At 57.5% G+C, this 18,413-nt stretch carries 20 protein-coding genes; 7 read left to right on the top strand and 13 right to left on the bottom strand.

Translation table 11 applies throughout. The features are described 5' to 3' along the window. Nucleotides 1–48: 48 nt before the first annotated feature. Nucleotides 49–1,233 (bottom strand): YncE family protein, encoded by a 1,185-nt coding sequence (locus QVZ43_RS14030; RefSeq protein ID WP_302910430.1) that lies wholly within the window; start codon nt 1,231–1,233, stop codon nt 49–51. A 210-nt stretch (nt 1,234–1,443) separates the two neighbouring features. Here QVZ43_RS14030 and QVZ43_RS14035 point away from each other — a divergent pair, with 210 nt between their 5' ends. Continuing rightward, nucleotides 1,444–1,941 carry a DUF3291 domain-containing protein gene (locus QVZ43_RS14035; protein ID WP_302910431.1) on the top strand — a complete coding sequence of 166 codons (498 nt, stop codon included), beginning with the start codon at nt 1,444–1,446 and terminating at the stop codon, nt 1,939–1,941. A gap of 70 nt (nt 1,942–2,011) precedes the next feature. After that, complete coding sequence (locus tag QVZ43_RS14040) at nt 2,012–2,392, top strand: cupin domain-containing protein (protein ID WP_302910432.1); 381 nt, start codon at nt 2,012–2,014, stop codon at nt 2,390–2,392. A 151-nt stretch (nt 2,393–2,543) separates the two neighbouring features. On the opposite strand, the gene QVZ43_RS14045 is transcribed toward QVZ43_RS14040, so the two are convergent. Then, a complete protein-coding gene (locus tag QVZ43_RS14045) occupies nt 2,544–3,194 on the bottom strand; it encodes a class I SAM-dependent methyltransferase (RefSeq protein WP_302910433.1) in 651 nt (216 codons plus the stop codon). Nucleotides 3,195–3,542: 348 nt separating this feature from the next. Between QVZ43_RS14045 and QVZ43_RS14050 the strand changes: the two genes are divergently transcribed. Next, complete coding sequence (locus QVZ43_RS14050) at nt 3,543–4,034, top strand: hypothetical protein (protein ID WP_302910434.1); 492 nt, start codon at nt 3,543–3,545, stop codon at nt 4,032–4,034. A 90-nt stretch (nt 4,035–4,124) separates the two neighbouring features. Here the strand turns inward: QVZ43_RS14050 and mmsB are convergent, their stop codons facing one another. From mmsB to QVZ43_RS14075, 5 genes are all read right to left on the bottom strand, one after another. Then, complete coding sequence (mmsB, locus tag QVZ43_RS14055; protein ID WP_302910435.1) at nt 4,125–5,018, bottom strand: 3-hydroxyisobutyrate dehydrogenase; 894 nt, start codon at nt 5,016–5,018, stop codon at nt 4,125–4,127. Between the two features lie 72 nt (nt 5,019–5,090). Further along, on the bottom strand, nt 5,091–6,164 hold the full coding sequence (locus QVZ43_RS14060; protein ID WP_302910436.1) for an enoyl-CoA hydratase/isomerase family protein: 1,074 nt from the start codon (nt 6,162–6,164) through the stop codon (nt 5,091–5,093). 33 nt (nt 6,165–6,197) lie between these two features. Then, nucleotides 6,198–6,977, bottom strand: coding sequence for an enoyl-CoA hydratase (locus tag QVZ43_RS14065; protein WP_223792939.1), 780 nt, complete (start codon nt 6,975–6,977; stop codon nt 6,198–6,200). Nucleotides 6,978–7,015: 38 nt separating this feature from the next. Further along, entirely contained in the window at nt 7,016–8,182 is a 1,167-nt protein-coding gene (locus tag QVZ43_RS14070) for an acyl-CoA dehydrogenase family protein (RefSeq protein ID WP_302910437.1), read from the bottom strand. Between the two features lie 60 nt (nt 8,183–8,242). Then, a complete protein-coding gene (locus QVZ43_RS14075; RefSeq protein ID WP_302910438.1) occupies nt 8,243–9,736 on the bottom strand; it encodes a CoA-acylating methylmalonate-semialdehyde dehydrogenase in 1,494 nt (497 codons plus the stop codon). A gap of 164 nt (nt 9,737–9,900) precedes the next feature. Between QVZ43_RS14075 and QVZ43_RS14080 the strand changes: the two genes are divergently transcribed. Next, nucleotides 9,901–10,776, top strand: a complete 876-nt coding sequence (locus QVZ43_RS14080) for an AraC family transcriptional regulator (protein WP_302910439.1) — start codon at nt 9,901–9,903, stop codon at nt 10,774–10,776. Nucleotides 10,777–10,880: 104 nt separating this feature from the next. Then, nucleotides 10,881–11,309, top strand: coding sequence for an SRPBCC family protein (locus tag QVZ43_RS14085; RefSeq protein WP_302910440.1), 429 nt, complete (start codon nt 10,881–10,883; stop codon nt 11,307–11,309). A gap of 68 nt (nt 11,310–11,377) precedes the next feature. Here the strand turns inward: QVZ43_RS14085 and QVZ43_RS14090 are convergent, their stop codons facing one another. The 3 genes from QVZ43_RS14090 to QVZ43_RS14100 all read right to left on the bottom strand — a co-directional run bounded on the left by QVZ43_RS14090 (nt 11,378) and on the right by QVZ43_RS14100 (nt 12,917). Next, nucleotides 11,378–11,716 carry a hypothetical protein gene (locus QVZ43_RS14090; RefSeq protein ID WP_302910441.1) on the bottom strand — a complete coding sequence of 113 codons (339 nt, stop codon included), beginning with the start codon at nt 11,714–11,716 and terminating at the stop codon, nt 11,378–11,380. A gap of 277 nt (nt 11,717–11,993) precedes the next feature. Further along, nucleotides 11,994–12,299 (bottom strand): hypothetical protein, encoded by a 306-nt coding sequence (locus QVZ43_RS14095; RefSeq protein ID WP_302910442.1) that lies wholly within the window; start codon nt 12,297–12,299, stop codon nt 11,994–11,996. Nucleotides 12,300–12,608: 309 nt separating this feature from the next. Next, entirely contained in the window at nt 12,609–12,917 is a 309-nt protein-coding gene (locus QVZ43_RS14100; RefSeq protein ID WP_302910443.1) for a hypothetical protein, read from the bottom strand. A gap of 304 nt (nt 12,918–13,221) precedes the next feature. On the opposite strand from QVZ43_RS14100, the gene QVZ43_RS14105 reads away from it, so the two are divergent. After that, nucleotides 13,222–13,953: a YebC/PmpR family DNA-binding transcriptional regulator gene (locus QVZ43_RS14105; protein ID WP_302910444.1), complete on the top strand. Its 732-nt coding sequence runs from the start codon at nt 13,222–13,224 to the stop codon at nt 13,951–13,953. 42 nt (nt 13,954–13,995) lie between these two features. On the opposite strand, the gene QVZ43_RS14110 is transcribed toward QVZ43_RS14105, so the two are convergent. Genes QVZ43_RS14110 through QVZ43_RS14120 form a run of 3 tightly spaced genes read right to left on the bottom strand, consistent with a single transcriptional unit; the run spans nt 13,996 to nt 16,770 of the window. Then, entirely contained in the window at nt 13,996–14,346 is a 351-nt protein-coding gene (locus QVZ43_RS14110; protein ID WP_302910445.1) for an FHA domain-containing protein, read from the bottom strand. A gap of 25 nt (nt 14,347–14,371) precedes the next feature. After that, entirely contained in the window at nt 14,372–15,124 is a 753-nt protein-coding gene (locus tag QVZ43_RS14115) for a PP2C family protein-serine/threonine phosphatase (protein WP_302910446.1), read from the bottom strand. Beyond that, complete coding sequence (locus QVZ43_RS14120; protein WP_302910447.1) at nt 15,124–16,770, bottom strand: serine/threonine-protein kinase; 1,647 nt, start codon at nt 16,768–16,770, stop codon at nt 15,124–15,126. The genes QVZ43_RS14115 and QVZ43_RS14120 overlap by 1 nt, the downstream gene beginning before the upstream one ends. 155 nt (nt 16,771–16,925) lie before the next feature. Between QVZ43_RS14120 and QVZ43_RS14125 the strand changes: the two genes are divergently transcribed. Then, nucleotides 16,926–18,386: a phospholipase D family protein gene (locus QVZ43_RS14125; RefSeq protein WP_302910448.1), complete on the top strand. Its 1,461-nt coding sequence runs from the start codon at nt 16,926–16,928 to the stop codon at nt 18,384–18,386. Nucleotides 18,387–18,413: the final 27 nt, after the last annotated feature.

Genomic DNA, 18,413 nt, shown 5'->3' on the forward strand with positions numbered 1-18,413 from the left:
ACGCGTGCGGAGTCGTACGCCTAGCACTTCCAGCGCCGCGGTACCCACCTAGTGTCCGGCCAGGTGGTTCCACTCCGGCAGGAGCGTGATCGAATTCGGATTGAACCCGCCATTCTTGAGGGTGTCCATGGAGGCAACCACCTCCCCACTCTCAAGATCCACCACCGACACCGAACCGTCACTCATGTCCGGCAGGTTGATGAACGAGTTCTGGACGAATCCGTACCGGAAGTCCGGCGTGAACCCGACATGGTGTGCACCTTCGGCTGTGGCAATCTGCTTCAGCAGTTTCGGCTTGGTTGGGCCTTCCGAAATGTCGAAGACGTGCAGGTATCCCGGCTTCATCGCTGTCGTCACGTACATGCGGTCGGGGTTGTTGTCGTCGTTAAAGTAGATCTCAAGCGGTACGGTGGCGCCATGCTCGGCGAAATTGAAGATCGTTTCACGACCGAACTCCTGCGCGTCCTCATTCCAGACCAGCGCTTCGAGCGTATGCCCGAACATGTTGGTCACCAGCGCCGTCGCAGGCTCGGCACCCGGCACAAAGAACACCTCAACGGGCGCAACCTTGGAGGGTGACTCGGCGTCTGACATCTTAATTTTGCCCAGGGGCTCCAGATCCGAGGCACGCACCACCGAGACGAACTCGTCCGGGCTCGTCAGATCCGGCGTGATGGTCGAGGTGACCAGGATGCGATCGATCTCACTGTTGACAGCCAGTCCGTGCGGGTAAGTGCCTGGCAGCTTAATCTCGCCCACCACTTCGTCGCTCGCGACATCGCCGACAATCACGTTGGCGGAACCCATACAGGTCAGGTACCAACGCTCGTTTGCTTCGTCCAGAATGACGTCTTCGGCCACATTACACGGTGGCGTTTCGACCGTGGACAGTCGGTAGGGATTCTTTGTCAGATCAAGAACCTGAAGTGCAGGCTTTTGCAGGCCGGTAATGTAGGCCTTGCTCATCGTTCGGTCGTAGAAAATGTGGTGTGCAATGGTTTCGGCATCGACCGGAATATCGGATACGATTTGTCCGAAATTCGGGCTCTCCGGATCGACATCAACGATCGCCAGACCCTCACGCCGAGCTGTTTCTCCGGATAACTTCAGGCTTTTGAGCTGGTCCGCGGGCTTACTTTCGTAGTTCATGACGGCCAGAATTTCTGCCGTAGCTGGGGGGATGAGGACGATGGCTGCCAAGGCAGAGAACGTCCAGGGGATTGCGGTTTTCATGAGATGCCCTCCTCGGGGCACGACCAACCTGAGACAACCCCAGGCAGTCTCCTATAAATATATAGCTCTCGCAGGACCTCAAAGCAAAGCGATCCGTGGCGGGGTCGATCAGGCATGATGTGCGATTGCTTCAACGTTACTATTGGAAGCCTATCCCCAGAAAAAAAACCGGCTAACCGGGGCTTTTCAATCTTAGTCAGGGAGGAAACGGTGAGTAAGTATCAGCTAGCCCAACTCAACATTGCCACACTCATGGCTCCAATTGATTCACCTCAGCTTTCAGATTTTGTCGCTAATTTGGACAGAATAAATGCGCTGGCTGAAGATTCCCCTGGTTTCGTCTGGCGCTTGCAAACCGATGCAGGTGATGCCACCGGCATTGATTATTTCGGCTCTGATAAAATCGTGAATCTTTCTCTCTGGGATTCCGTCGAAGCTTTGCATAACTACGTTTACCGGTCTGCACACGTTGAGATCATGCGTCGCAAGAAAGAGTGGTTCCACAGAATGGGTGAAGCACACATGGTTCTTTGGTGGGTGCCAGCCGGTCACGTTCCGTCAGTCGAAGAGGCTGCGCAAAAGCTGAACACCCTGAGAGAGCAAGGACCAACCGAAGAGGCTTTCACGTTCAAAACAGTCTTCTCGCCTCCCTGCGTCGGTGCCGAAGCGCCAATCGATACTTTGGGTGGTGAATATCCAGCCACTTAACGAATCCATTAAGTCCGTTCAGGTCGCGTCGGGCCGCACATTAAAGGCGTCAGGAAAAAGGGAAATTGCGATGAAGGAATCGATCCGAAAACAGGATCTTTCAAGTGAGTTCTATACTTCTGAAAGATGCTTCATCGTGGAGCAATCCAATTCTACCGATGACGAAACATTGTCAATTGCCCGTGCGCGAGTTGAACCGGGCGTAACAACCCGATGGCATCGACTCAGAAAATCTGCAGAACGCTACTATATTCTCAGCGGTATTGGTCGAGTGGAAATTGGCGATTTGCTGGCTGAGGATGTGACGCCAGGCGACGTGGTAATAATTCCGCCAATGAGCCGCCAGCGAATCGCGAATACAGGCCAGGAAGATCTGGTGTTCTTGGCCCTCTGTACGCCACCGTTCACCAAAGATGATTACGAAGATATTGATGAACCACCGGTTTGCTAGATGTTCCCCAGGCAAGCCCCGATCAATTCACGCCATCCGACGCGGGTGCTAATCCCAATTGGTTTGCGGTGATCTGGAGGTCCCAGTGCGCGAGAATGCGCCTGAGAGATATGGGGGCGTTTGTCGTGGAGTAATCTGGTGCAGCTCTGGGTTACCGAACATATTTAAGAATATGTCCTTTAAAGTTCTGGCCAATATTATGGGGATCGTGTGGTTTGAACTGAGAGGCACTGAAGCCAAACTCTACCAGCCTTTTATTCAGTTTATTTTTTCTCCCTCGCCCCGGATCGACCAGAATCACTTCACAGTTTGTCTTCGAATGCCTTTGAATAAAATTGGCCAGCAACTCGATATGATCATCTTCATAGAGCAGATCACTGCCAATAATCAGATCAAAAAGTCCCAGGTTATCCTTGCTATTCGCCCAGTCGGTTCGCTCATACGCAATGGATTTATCCCCATTGAGCTGAACGTTCTTTTCCAGGAAATATTGAACTTCCGGGTGATAATCGGTTGCCGTAATATCGCTATTCAGCTTGTTCAAAAGCAAACTGGATAAGGCCATACCACAGCCTACCTCCAGCACTCTCTTGGACGTCGTGTCGTAGCCCAACATAAATTGGGCCAGAACCAGACTTGATGGCCAGACAACCCCGAATATGGGCCATGACGCAGAGCAGATACCCAGCTCTTCGGCTCTTCCTTTCGGGTCATAAAATTCATTGGTGTTGCGCAGAGAGCAAAGATGAACGTCTATCTCTCCAAACTCGATGGTTTGGTAGCGTAATCGCAGGGGTGCCATTTATAAGCCTCGGAAAATGAGCGCAGAGCCAGCTATCGAGGATAAATGACAAAACGAAGGTAGCGGGCAGAGTATAGTATTTGACCGAAAAGGCAACTTCCTTTTACAACCCCGCTGATCTGACGCTTGTCGCCGTGACCCACCACCCCAAACACCCAATTGCAAAACAATGTCAAACGAGCGGATTCTGTGCCCCGGTTCTCTCGGCATTGCCAGAAAGTCGTGCAAGGTAGGTGGAAACAATCATAAAAGCTGGTACCAGGCGGGATGGCTATGAACAAGGCACGGCATTCAGACAGCTGCATGAACCCGGCCGTAGTGCATGGTGATATAAGAGTCAGGACATGCATGGGGCCCAGAAACTCGAAAGAAGCGGCAGCAGCGGCGCGTCAGTATTACGCCTGGATTGAGTACCAGGACCCTTCGAAACTTCCTGATTTCATGAACGATCCACGCCTGGAAGTCGGCCTCCCCCGCATGCTTCCGGGCGTGGTACTGCACGCTTCGCTGTCACTTATTGGCGTAATCTGCCAGAAAGCGAGGCTATGGGCGCTCCTGGGGCCTCTGGCCCGCCTTCGTATCCGCACCGATTGGCTTTCCTATGAGCCCCGCCAATGTGGGTACAACGCGGCTTATACAAGGTTGGGATTGGCAGAACTGAAGCGTGGTAACACAAACGCAGCCATTGCTTGTCTGCAGGAATCCGCGAGAGTCTGGCCCTGTCCGCACAGCACGTCGTTTGGTCTTCGAACTGCTTTGGCCCAGAAACTGGAGAAAGTGCCAGAGGCCAATGCAGCGGCTCAGGAATATTTGCAGCTCGCAAAAGAGTTCAGGGTCTGAGACGTTCGCTGCTCACCCAAGCCCCACCCCAGAATAAAAAACCCCGGGAACCGGGGTTTTGTAATGCCTCAAGCGGGATTGAAACGCTGCTTACTTGTCGTCTGAACGGTAGAACCGCTGGATGCTGGAAAAATCCAGGTCGCTGTTGCCCTGCCCGGCGTGCAGCTCGAACAGGTTACGAGCCAGGGCACCCATGGGAATCGGGGCGTGGTTCTTGACCGCGTTGTCGAACGCCAGGCCCAGGTCCTTGTTCATCAGTTTGACCAGGAAGCCGCCTTCGTAATCCCGGGAAGCCGGCACACCATCCATCACTCCCGGCCAGGGGTTGTAGACGTTCAGTGCCCAGTTGCCACCGGAGCTCTGCTTCATGATTTCCGACAGCACGGCCGGATCCAGTCCATTTTTTACGCCCAGTGCCAGAGCCTCGCTGGTGCCGGCCATGAGGATCGCCAGCATCATGTTGTTGCAGATCTTGGCGACCTGTCCGGAGCCATGATCGCCGGCGTGGAAGATGTTCTTGCCCATGGCCTCGAGGATCGGCTTCGCCTGGTTAAAGGCCTCCTCAGCGCCACCGCAAATGAACGTCAGGATGCCGGCTTTGGCACCACCCACACCACCTGAAACCGGTGCATCCAGGAAGGGAATGTTCCGGGCGCGGGCCGCTTCGGCCACAGCTCGGGCGGTTTCCGGCGCAATGGTCGAGGAATCAATCACCAGGGTGCCTTCCGGCAGATGCGCCAGCAACCCGTCCTCACCCAGATAAACAGATTCCACATGCTGGCCGGCGGGCAGCATGGTAATGACGCACTCCGCACCCTCGGCCGCTGCTTTGGCGGTGCCAGCGGACTGGGCACCTTCGGCTTCCAGCGACTTAACCGCCGCTTCGGACAGGTCAAATACGGTAACGTCATGCCCGGCTTTCACCAGGTTGGAGGCCATGGGGCCACCCATGTTACCGAGGCCAATAAATGCAATCTTCGCCATGTCTGTTCTCCTTGTTGTTGTGTCTGGCTGCCGCCACTCAACCGGGGCAGCCGTGCGATCTCGCTTTACCTCTCAGGCGGTAAAGAAATCTTCCAGCCAGGCATCGTCGATTTCGGACAGCGTGGCGTAGTGCCAGCGTGGCTGCTGGTCCTTGTCGATCAGCAGTGCCCGGATGCCTTCGGCGAACTCACCTTTTTTCAGGGCCTTGGTAGACATCACCAGCTCTTTATCGAGCACCTCGGTCAGACTGTCGCGGCGGCAGCGTTCAAGGTGGTGCCAGAACAGGGCCAGAGACGTCGGAGATGCGTTGCCCAGGGACCGGACTGACTTCGCCAGCCAGCCCTCACCGCCAGCCAGCTCGGTAAGCTGCCCAACGACAGCCTCCAGCGAATCGCCGTCAACCGCCTGATTGATCTCATCGAAGTGGTGACGCACAGGGGATTCCGGCAAGGCCTCGCGGCTCTGCTGTTCAAACTGCCGCAGGACGCTGCCAACCACTGCGCTGGCGTCTTCATCCTGCCAGTTACGCTGGCATAACTCGCCAATCACATCGGCCTTCATCTGATGCTGGATAAAGCGGTCGGCCAGACCAGTGAACAGAGCATCGGCCCCGTTCATGCGAGCCCCGGTCAGCCCCAGGAACAGACCGGTTCGCCCCGGAGCCCGGTTCAGGAACCAGCCGGCGCCCACGTCTGGATAGAGGCCGATGGAAACCTCCGGCATCGCCAGTTTGGAGCCTTCCGTCACTACCCGGTGGGAGGCGCCCTGGAACAGTCCCATGCCACCGCCCATCACGATGCCGTGGCCCCAGCACAAAACGGGCTTGGGGAAGCTATGAATCAGCTGGTCCAACTCGTACTCTTCGGCGAAGAAGGCTTCACCCTCGCCGCTGGCATTGGGCTCGGTCATGCTGCGATACAACGCGACTATGTCACCACCGGCACAGAAGGCCTTGTCACCCTCTGCCTCCAGCCAAACGGCGCAGACTCGCGAATCGTCCGCCCACCGGCGCAATTGCGGGGTCAGCAGGCGGATCATTTCCAGTGACAGGGAATTCAGCGCCTTGGGCGCATTCAGGCGGGCAACGGCAATCAACGCGCCATCCGCGGTTACCCACTCTTCAAATACAATGGGTTGCTCACTCATGTTCATTCCTCAATCCGGTGCTTGGCCGGAGCTTTAACGGTTCTTCCACTCGGGCGTGCGCTTTTCAAGAAACGCATTCACGCCTTCTTTCTGGTCTTCGGTGGAGAACAGTTCGACAAACAGCTCCCGTTCCATGCGCCAGCCATCTTCGTGGCTGCGGCCGTCACGGGCGCTCATGATCAGCTGTTTGCAGCGTGCGGTGGAGGATGGGCTCTGCTTGCAGGCACCTTCGGCCAGCTTCATGGCCGCGTCGAGGCTGGCGCCGGACGGAACGACCTCTTCCACCAGTCCAATTTCCAGTGCCTTATCGGCTTTGACTCGCTCGCCGCACAGAATCATGCGCTTGGCCCAGCCTTCACCCACCAGCCAGGGCAGGTTCTGGGTGCCACCGGCGCAGGGCAGCAGGCCAACGGTGGCTTCTGGCAACGCCATCTGGGCGTGTTCTTCAGCAATGCGAATGTCGCAGGCCATGGCGCATTCGAGACCACCGCCCATGGCATAGCCGTTAATCGCGGCGATAGAGACGCCCCGGAAATCGCTCAGGGTCGCGAAGGCCTCGCCGAACAACTGGGCCATCTCGTTGGCCCGGGCCTTGTCGCCGTCGGCAAAGGTTTTCAGATCGGCGCCGGCGGAGAAGAACTTCTCGCCCTGCCCGGTTACCACCAGCGCGAAGATGTTGGTGTCGGCGTTCAGGTCCTGCACGATGTCGCGCAGAGCCGGCAGGGATTCCGCCGTCCAGGTGTTGGCCGGCGGATTGTTGATGGTCAGTACCGCAATATGTCCGCGTTTTTCGATCTGGATCAGATCACTCATTGATTCTCTCCCTTATCCCTTGCGGTTTTATTGGTTGTTTACTGGATGGCCTCAGCCACACCGTCTTCCAGAATGCGACGGGCGACGATCAGGCGCATGATTTCGTTGGTGCCTTCGAGGATCTGGTGCACCCGGAGGTCTCGCAGGTAGCGCTCCAGCGGGTATTCCCGGATGTAGCCGTAGCCACCGTGCAGCTGCAGGGCTTCGTTCACGACGTCAAAGCAGGCGTCGGTGGCAAATCGCTTGGCCATGGCGCAGTGCAGTGTGGCTTCCGGGTCGCGGTTATCCAGCTTGCAGGCACCCAGCCGGACCATCTGCCGGGCAGCCACCAGATTGGTGGCCATGTCGGCGATCTTGAACTGCAGCGCCTGGAAGGCGGCCAGGGGCTTGCCGAACTGCGCCCGCTCGTGCAGGTAGTTACGGGCCCGCAACAGGGCCGCCTGGGCACCACCCAGTGAACAGGTGGCGATGTTCAGGCGGCCACCGTCGAGGCCCTTCATGGCGATGGCAAAGCCCTCGCCTTCGGCACCGATGCGGTTGGATGCCGGGATGCGCACATTTTCCAGACTCACCATGCGGGTGGGTTGACTGTGCCAGCCCATCTTTTCCTCATTTTTGCCGTAGGAGATGCCGTCGGCATCGGCGGGCACCACGAACGCGGAAATACCCCTGGAGCCGCTGTCGGCGTCTCCCGTGCGGGCCATCAGCACCAGTACATCGGTACTGCCGGCGCCGGAAATGAACATCTTGCTACCCGTGATCACGTAGCTGTCGCCATCGCGCACAGCCTTCGTCCGCAGGCTTGCTGCGTCAGAACCGGCACCGGGCTCGGTGAGGCAGTAGGAGGCCAGCCATTCGCCACTGGCCAGCTTAGGCACGATCTCCTGCTTGAGGTCGTCGGAGGCGAAGCTGGCGACCATCCAGGTGGCCATGTTGTGAATGGTGATAAACGCGGCGGTGGATGGGCAGGCAGCGGCCAGTTCCTCGACAATCACCGAGGTATCCAGGCGCGAAAGCCCCATACCACCGTAGGCTTCCGGGGTGTACATGCCCATAAAGCCCATCTCGCCGGCTTCTTTCAGGACATCCACCGGGAAAATGTGTTCGTCGTCCCACTTGGCGGCGTGGGGCGCCATGGACTTTTCCGCGAAGGCGCGGGCGGCGTCGCGAAACGCCAGCTGATCTTCGTTCAGGTCAAAATTCATGCTTTTACTCCCGGGAGCAGGAACAGGGCCGGTTTGGCCCTGCCCCACTCCACAGGCCTATCAACGCAACTGGATGGAGAAGTTTGCTTCGGTAGAGGCCACTTCGTTGGAGAACCAGCGAGAGGTGACGGTCTTGGTTTCGGTGTAGAAACGTACCGCCTGCTTGCCGTAGGCATGCTGGTCGCCGTAGAAGGAGCCCTTCCAGCCGGTGAAGGAGAAGAACGGCAGGGGTACCGGAATGGGTACGTTCACACCTACCTGACCCACGTCGATCTCGTGCTGGAAGCGACGGGCACAGCCACCGGAGGAGGTGAAGATGGAGGTACCGTTGCCATAGGGGCTTTCATTGATCAGCTCGATGGCATCACCCAGGGTGTCCACTTCCATGCAGGACAGGACCGGGCCGAAGATTTCTTCTTTGTAGATATCCATGTCGGTGGTGACACCGGAGAACAGGGTCGGTCCAACCCAGTTGCCGTCCGGGTAGCCATCCACGGTGCAGCCGCGACCGTCCAGCAGCAGGTTAGCGCCCTGGGCTTCACCAGCGGCAATCAGGGATTCGATGCGGTCCTTGGCCTGCGGGCTGATGACCGGGCCGTAGCTGGCTCCGGCATCGTCCCACGCACCCGGGCGCACCTTCGCCATGGCTTCTTTCAGTTCCGGGATCCATTCCTGGGCCTGACCAACGAAGACGGCCACGGAGATCGCCATGCAGCGCTGGCCAGCTGCACCGACGGACGCACCCACCAGGGCATTGATCACCTGCTGTTTGTCGGCGTCCGGCATGATCACCATGTGGTTCTTGGCGCCAGCGAAGCTCTGTACACGCTTCATATTTCGGGTACCGGTTTCGTAGATATAACGGCCAACCGGCACGGAGCCGACAAACGAGACCGCCTTGATGGCCGGATCGGTCAGCAGGGTATCCACCTGCTCCTTGCCACCGTGAACCACCTGCAGCACACCCTTGGGCGCACCGGCTTCTTCGAACAGCTCGGCGAGGCGCATCGGGGTCAGCGGATCCTGCTCGGACGGTTTCAGGATGAAGGTGTTGCCGCAGGCAATGGCCATCGGGAACATCCACAACGGAATCATCGCCGGGAAGTTGAACGGCGTAATACCGGCGCACACGCCCAGCGGCTGGGTCCAGGAGTGGGTATCCACGCTGCGGGCCACATTCTCAACGGTCTCGCCCATCATCAGAGACGCGACGTTGCCGGCGTGCTCAACCACCTCGATACCGCGCCATACATCACCCTTGGCATCTTCAAAGGTCTTGCCGGTTTCCTGGGCGAGGATTTCGGCGATTTCGTCATGGTGTTCTTTCAGGAGCGCCTGGTAGCGCAGCATCACCCGGGCGCGCTCGGAGACGGGCACTTCTTTCCAGGTCTTGAACACTTCACCGGCGTATTTAATGGCCTGCTCCATCTCCGCGTGGGTGGCGCAGGGTGCCTTGGCAATCACTTCGCTGGTGGCGGGATTGGTAACGTCAATCCACTCAGAGGTCTGGCTCTGAACGAACTCGCCGGCCAGGTACAGAGGTACGTTTTTCATCTTGATGGTCCCTGTTTGTTGTTGTGTGGGAATTAAGCCGAAACCCGAACTGGTTTCGTCCACGATTGAAAACAGCCTAGCATGCACCCCGGCTCCTGATGATTGACTAAATTTCGCCCTTGATGGACTATCTTTCGATTACCTAGCAAGACATTGGTCGAACTATGATTAAAACGTCGCAATGGCCGGTACCCAGGGACAGCGTTCGCTATGTCGTTCCCGAGCCCACTATAAAAAGGCTGGCCGCTCATCCGCTTACACGCGACTTGTACCCACTGGCCTTCGGACACTACCGGCGAGCAGCGGGCCACCACATGCACCGCGAGCACCACAGCGACAATCTTTTGATTTACTGTACGGAAGGGAAAGCTTTTCTTAATGTCGAGGGGGAGCCTTACACGGTTGGCGCAGGTGACCTGCTTCTGCTGCCGGCCGGTGCCGACCACCGTTACACCGCCGATCCCGACGATCCCTGGACCATTCACTGGGTCCACTACACAGGCCCCCTGGCAGAGGATTTCCAGCACTACATGGGGTTCTCGGGCACGACTCGCGTCCGGCAACTTGGGCGGCAGCCGCGCCTGCTGGTGGATTTCAACGGCCTGCTGTCGGTTCGGCAGACCGGTTTCCGAACCGTCGGACTGATACACGCCGCCAACCGCCTGCGCCAGTTGATGACGGCCATACCCCTGAACATTGATGACGCCAGTCAGCAGCGCAGCGAGGAACTGGAGACCCTTCACAATTACATGCGGGAACACCTGGATGAACGACTGTCACTGGAGCAACTGGCGGAATTGAGCGGCCTCTCGCCCGCCCATTTCGCCACCCGCTACCGCCAGCAGACGGGCACCTCCCCGATCCAGCATTTCCTGCACCTGAAAGTGGAACGGGCCTGCCAACTGCTGGACAGCACCGACGTCAGTTTTGCCGAAATCAGCCGTCGCCTGGGCTACGACGATGCCTATTATTTTTCCCGGCTATTCAAGAAGGTGATGGGGCAGTCGCCGCGGGACTATCGGCACACGGCAAGGCACTGACAAGGCATCGCAGGCCAGCTCAAACATATGTCCATCCTTGCGACTGTTGTTGTCGGCGGGAAACCGCTACCCTTGCAACCAACACCTATAAGAAGAGCAACTTCATGGCCGCGTACAACATTGAAATCATAGAAACTATTGATGCCCCCCGGGACAAGGTCTTTGCGCTGTTTGCAGACCATCAACGCTTCGGACAACTGCTCGGTGCCCCGATCAAGCGAATCAAAGACAGCGACCAGGCCGATCCAAACGGCATTGGCTCCGTCCGCAAGATTGGCTTTGGCCCGGTGGGATTTGAAGAAACCGTGCTGAACTTCGAGCCGGACTCCCTGATCGAATACAGCATCACCACCCTGAGCCCCATCAAGAATCACGTGGGCCGCATCTGCTTTGCGGACACGCCAGAAGGGCAAACCCGAATTAATTACACCATCAGCTTTGAAGACGTCGTGCCATTTACCGGCAAGATGGTGAGCTCCGCACTGGAGCAGGCCATACGCCGGGGCATTAAAAAGGCGCCAAGCCTGGCCTGAGCCTTTCAGGAAAACCTTCCGCCGGGTAACGGAACGTTACCCGGCCAGTGCCATCCGTCTTGGCCGCATTACTGGTATAACCCACGCTCCAGTTGCATCCGGCGATTGCCCTCGATTAAATGCCAGTCCATATCCGTAGACATGGAGGAGTCATCCGTGTCGGGGCTACCCGCTGCCGTTGGCGGCAGGCTCTCGAAATCAAACTCATCGTAAAGCCCCCGTTCCAGCTGAATCCGGCGATCGTTTTCCACCCCTTTGGGATTGAAGCTCACCGGGTTAGTTGTCCCCATACGTTCCTCGTTCATCGGGGAATCCTCAGGCGCTAGCTCTTCCCAGTACTCACCGTATGATGGCGAAACCGCGAGCAACAACGCCAGGGATGCAGAATAGGTGAATAGACGTTTCATGATTCGTCCTCCTCAACTTCTCTCCGATGGTGCCCACCGGAAGACTCTGAGAAGACGGACGTGTTGTTATCGAATAGGCCCGCCACCTCGGTTATCGCCAACCCTGATCCGAAGTAACTAGGAATTAGAGGACGATTGCGCGGATTAGTTACAGCTGGCGTAGAAAAAACATTGTTGAAATATTTAGTCTGAACACATAACCGTGAGGAGGTGCAAAGGCAGGACCGAGCAAGGGAATGGCAGCAAGCATTCCTGCCCGCTGCCACGTTTAAACCTATCAGTAGTCTGAATCCGATTCGTCCTGCTCCAGAGTCCTGGGATCGGTTTCATCAGGCGGTATGGCCATATTGTCTTCCATCTCAGAGTCCATGCTGTCCCCGGACTCCTGCCCCGCTGCGGTGGGTGGAAGATCCTCGACATCCACGGTCTCGTCCATCGCCTCTTCCCCATGCGCCTCCATAGCCGGAGCGTCCTTTTCCATGGAGTCCTTACCCTCGTCATGTCCGTGGCTGCTCCCGTAGGCTGGCCCGAAGGCGAGCGCAACTGCCAGGGATGCAGAAGAAATCAGTAAACGTTTCATCATGAGTTCTCCCAGAATAGTAATCAGCGCCATCCTGGGCTGTCAGTCAGTTGGAAAATGGCGGGCGCCGCGTCGGATCTCACCCACCTATGAACAGAAATTCAGTCGGTATAACCCGGGACTGATGAGAGGGAATTGACCACGATTAGTTTCATAGGTTTGAGTTATCAGGCGAAAACCAGTAATCCACTCAATCTATACATAATGATGCGCTTAGTTGATCGACAAAGCTGATATGACCGATTAGCAAGGTGGTGAGAGAAGCACGAAGGATGGCAGCGAGCGCCCTGCCCGCTGCCTCGTTGGCCAGAATTACATTTCTGAACCGGGCTCCTCCATATCCATTCGAGGGTCTCCTTCGCCATGCTCATCCATGTTGTCCTGCATGGTATCGTCCATTCCGCCCTCGGACTCCTGTCCTGCGGCTGTTGGCGGCAGCTCTTCAATATCGGGACCCTGGTGTGCACCGCGGTCCATCGCTTCCTCCCGATGCTCCTCCATCGCCTTACCATCTTCTTCCATGGAGTCCATCCCACTGTCGTGCCCGTGACTGGATCCATAGGCTGGCGCAAAAGCCAGCGCGAGAACCAGGGATGCTGCAGAAATCAGTAAGCGTTTCATCTTGAACTCCTGAACTGATCGACTCTGAACCGAGCCTTCTGGATTTCGTGAAAAACACAGGCTGACAACAGGACCACCTGTGCACCTAGTTCAGCAGTTACCACAAGTACGTCAAGTACGCTCCCTGCAGAGGTATCCTAAGTCCATCTAACTGAAGCCAATTTTGCCGGCCCCGAAAGAAACATGTCATGTCTCCCGGTCGCCCCGTGCAGTGCAGAACCCGAGGCGACCAATCAGGCCTGTCCTGAACGCCGAATGTTGAGTAAAATCCCGCACTTTCCGCATCAAACAAGAGGCAGCGAAGATGGGCAGAGCCTACCAGAATCGCAAAGAATCCATGGCCAAGACGGCCGCGGCAAAAACCAAGGTGTACAGTAAGTTCGGTCGTGAGATTTACATGTGCGCAAAGTCCGGCGGCATTGACCCGGACGGCAACCTGGCCCTGCGGGGACTGATTGACCGTGCCAAGAAAGCCCAGGTACCGGCGCACGTGATCGATAAAGCGATCGACAAAGCCAAGGGCGGCGGTGGCGAAGATTACGCAGCAGCCCGTTACGAAGGTTACGGCCCGGGCAACTGCATGGTGATTGTGGATTGTCTGACCGACAACCCGAACCGCACGTTCGGTGATGTTCGTTTTGCCTTCACCAAGACCAAGAGCAAGATCGGCACTCCGGGCGCAGTCGCCCACATGTTTGACCACTGTGCCATTTTCGCCTTCAGAGGTGAGGATGAAGAAGCTGTACTTGAGAGTCTGATGGAAGCGGATGTGGATGTTCAGGACATCGAAAGCGAAGACGGCATGATCACCGTGTTCACGCCGAACACCGAGTTCGCCAAAGCCCGTCAGGCGCTGGTGGATGCTTTCCCGGATATCGACTTTGAAACCGACGAAATCCAGTTCCTGCCTAAAACGACCTCACCGATTGAGGGTGACGACATTCCCATGTTCGAAAAATTCCTCGACATGCTGAATGAACTGGACGATGTCCAGAACGTGTTTCATAACGCCGAGTTGCCGGAAGAGTCCGAGTAACCCGACACCCGCCCTGCCGGAAGGCCCGGGCGGGAGCCCACCTCAGTCCAGGATATACGCCGTCTTTTCCAGGGCGCTTTCTTCTTCATCCACGAACCGGAACTCGTTCCAGCCTACCCGCACCATATCGTTGCTGTTGAGCCGCTGACGGGCTCCGATGCGAATGTCGTTTACAAAGGTGCCGTTTGTGCTGTCCAGATCCGTAATGTAGTAATCCACGGTACCTTCCAGATAGATGTTAGGCACAGTTTCAATAATCGCGTGCTGGCCGCTGACCGAGATTTCATCAATCTGGATGTCGTTGCCGGCAGCGCGGCCAATACGGATTTCAGACTGGTCCAAATCGAACGTGTTAACGACCACGCTATCAACCAGTTGGGAAAACGATGCCATATCAGGCTCCTATGTGTTGAAAGGGTTACTTCAGAGTCAGTAAAACAACCGACACATTGTCCGAGGCCTGACGCTCCAAAGCGGCTTCGATCAATGCGTTCACTGCGCTCTCCCTGCTTTCAGATTCCTTCAAAATCCTGTTCCACTCGGCCTCGGGCACGGAATGGGTCAGCCCATCCGAACACAGAAGCAAGCAATCCCCGGTGCGCACCGGCTGGCTGCAGAACGTCAGTTCCAGTGGGTTCATGGCCCCCACCGCCCGGGTCAGTACATTGCGAAAGGGGACATTGGCCACGTCGGCCTCGTTGATGCTGCCGTCTTCCAGCATGTTCTGAACCACGGTGTCATCCCGGGTCAGGCAGGTCGGCTGGCCGTCACGGATCAGGTAACAACGGGAGTCCCCGGCATGGGTAATGTGCGCCGTGTTACCCTCCACCCAGGCGACAACCAGAGTGGTGCCCATTTTCTCCAGACGCTCATCGGTCTTGCGCCGTTCCAGAATTCGGTCATTGGCCAGGTCAAAGGCCGTTTCCAAGCAGTCGTTCGGATCGATCTCACCTTTGTCGGCTTCGTCCATAAACAGCACCGGCACCATCACTTCCATCACCGAATCAGCGGCCAGCCGGCTGGCGATTTCTCCCCCCTGATAACCGCCCATACCATCAGCAACCACCAGCAGCGCCGAACCACCATCATCGGTCACCTGCCAGGCGACCACGTCCTGGTTGGATTCCCGAACGGCCCCCGTATGACTGATGCCAGCAACTTCCAGCTTCATCAGGACAACTCCATGGCTTCTTTGGTGGCTAGCCTGCGGATGGATTCGGCCATATTGGTGGCGGAGGAAAAGCGCTTGTCCGGCTCCCGCTGTATGGCTTTGTTGATCAGGCGCACCAGGCCACCAGGCAAGTCCTGGTTGAACTCGCGGACACTGCGCGGGCGCTTGTTGAGGATCTGATAAGTGAGATTGGCCAGGGTATCGCCTTGATAGGGTGTCTCGCCGCTGACCAGCTTGTAGAGGGTGACGCCCAGACTGTAGATGTCCGACGCCCCGGTCACTTTCTGTCCCTTCAGCTGTTCCGGGGACATGTAAAGCGGGCTACCCATCACGCTGCCAGTGCGGGTGCGGGAGTCATCGGAGATCTTGGCAATACCGAAATCGGTGATCTTGATACCACCGGTATCCGGATTGTAGATAATGTTTCCGGGCTTGATGTCCCGGTGCACGATCTTCTGGCTATGGGCGTAGGCCAGTGCCTCGGCAACACGAACCACGATGTCCAGCACGGTGGGCAACGGCAGCAATTTTCCCGGTTTGGCGAACTCGCTCAGGGGCCGCCCCTGGGCATAATCCATGGCAATGTACGCCAGGTCGGATTCTTCTCCCACGTCGTAGACGGTGACAATATCCGGATGACTGAGCCGGCCTGCGGCCTCGGCTTCGCGGAAAAACCGGGCCTTCAGCTCCTGCAACTGGCCGTCATCAAAGGCGTCGTAACTGAGGGTTTTGATCGCTACCGTACGAGCAATCTTGGGATCGGTTCCCAGATACACCACGCCCATGGCCCCACGACCGATTTCCCGCTCGATTTCATAACGGCCCAGCGCGGGCCGGCTGACCGACTGCTGGGGCATCAGCAGAGTTCGGGTCGCATCCATAGCGCCGGCCTGCACAGAGGGCGCATTGGCCGCCATGTTTTGCAGCGCCGCCAGACGCTCTGCGGTATCCCGGAAGTTTTTCTTGCGCTCAAGGATGCTGCGGTAGGTGCGTATCGCCTTGTCGTACTGGCGCTTGCGCTCTTGCTGGATGGCTATCTCGTGGCGAACATCCAGCGCCTCGTCACAGGCCGGGCAGGCATCAATGGCTTCCAGAGACTCATCGGTGTTGCCCTGCTGCAGGAGTATGCGTGCAAGGCGCAACCGGGCGGTCCGGGCATTCTCCGTCAGTGCCCGGATCTCCCTGCGGGGCTGAAGCCAGAACAGCATCACCAGAAACCCTGCAGCCAGCAGCAGAACCACTTCGCCCAGGGGCAGCCACTCGTTCCGGCTGACCGCCAACGCTGCCTGCGCAACCACCAGAGAACCACCCATCAGCAGGGTAACCGGCAAGGCCACTGAGGCGCCCATACGGGGAACCGCCAGCATCAGGTAACCGGCCATCAGGAGCAGACCAGAATGTACCGCCAGATCGGACCACAGGGGTTCCGACCAGCCCCGGCTGGCCAGCAGAACGGGCACGGCATCCACCGGCACTGGCAAAGCCGCCAGCCGGGAATCACCGGACGCAGTCAGCCCGAGCACAACGCGATCCACCCAGCCCAGAAAGGCAAGATGCTCACCAAACAGCACGGCCACGACGGCTGCTAGCAGGATCAGCAACCTGAGACTGAACAGGTGTGTTAATAAAAAGGCTATGGATTTCACAGGCAACTTTGTTCTAAATCTTTGATCTTGCTAGTTTAGAAACACCGAAGCCGCGATTGATACAGGTGATCGATTGCTTTTTGTAAGGGTTTGTTGAGCTGGGAGGCAGCGCACACGCTGCCCTGCTGTAAACACCACAGGATGGACAAACAGGGATGACACTGAAGTTACTGCTGACACTGACCGGCCTGTTGCTGCTGGCCACAGGAATCTACCATTCCTGCAAACCCCTGCCCCCTGGCATCCGTTACGAGGGTGAGCCCGCGCCGCTGGTGAATGCAAGGCTACACACAGACACCACGATGCATCACAAAGATGGCTCGGAAACCCGGCAACATGAAATCTTTGATGAGGTGTTCCGCCTGATTGCCGGGGCTGAGCAGTTCGTTCTGCTGGACATGTTTCTCTACAACAGCACCCGGCCCGAAGGCGTTCCCCACCGCCCGCTCGCGCAGCAGCTGACAGACACCCTCATAGCGCGCAAGCAATCACAGTCCGACATGGAGATCATCGTCATCTCCGATCCTCTGAACACCATGTACGGCGGCACCACATCGTCGTTCTTCAAGCAGCTTCGCGAGGCAGGCATAACGGTGGTGGAAACCGACCTCCGCCCACTCCGGGACAGCAACCCCACCTGGTCCGCACTCTGGCGAGTGTGCTGCCAATGGTTCGGCAACAACGCACAGGATGGATGGCTGGACAATGCCCTGGGGGAACACCCGGTTACCCTGCGCAGCTATCTGGCCTTGCCAAACTTCAAAGCCAATCACCGCAAACTGCTGGTAGCCGATCACGATGGGCGTTTGCAGGCACTGGTCACCTCCGCCAACCCACATGACGGAAGCAGCCGGCACAGCAACCTTGGCCTAACCTTTGGCGGTACGGCCGTCGCGGATGTGCTGCGGAGCGAGCAGGCCGTCATGGCCATGTCGGGCGAGGATGATTCGATTCTTGGGCCATGGATCAAGCTGGCTCAGGAAAGCCGGGCACAAGAAATGCCAGAGGGCCAGAAACCGCACAGTGGCACCCTTCGCCTGCTGACCGAGTCGGCCATTCGAGACAAAGCACTGGACATGATCGATCGTGCCGGCAAAGATGACGGTGTTGATATGGCCATGTTCTACCTGTCCCACCGGGCCATCGTGCAGAGTCTTTTGGCCGCGCACGAACGGGGCGTCGGCCTCAGAATACTGCTGGACCCTAACAATGAGGCGTTCGGCCACCAGAAAAGCGGAATCCCAAACCGACAGGTAGCCATGGAGCTGCACCGGGCAGGCATCCCGGTTCGCTGGTGCAATACCCGGGGCGAGCAGTGTCACAGCAAGCTACTTATGCTGCACCCAGCGAACGGCGATACCGAGATCCTTCTGGGGTCGGCAAATTTAACCCGACGCAATCTGGATGATCTTAATCTGGAAACGGATGTCTGGCTGTCTGTAGCACGCGAGTCACCTCTGGCCGGGAAAGCAACCAGCTTTTTCGACAGCCAGTGGCAGGCAGGTCCGGCGGAGGATCCCACGCTCAGCCTGCCCTACGAAGCATGGGCGGACGAATCCTCCTTCAAGTACTGGCGTTATCGCCTGATGGAGGCCAGCGGATTATCCACCTTTTGAGCCGTCGCCCGGGCAGAATCAAAGACC

It is taken from the genome of Marinobacter suaedae, from assembly GCF_030519635.1.
Taxonomy (GTDB): Bacteria; Pseudomonadota; Gammaproteobacteria; order Pseudomonadales; family Oleiphilaceae; genus Marinobacter; species Marinobacter suaedae.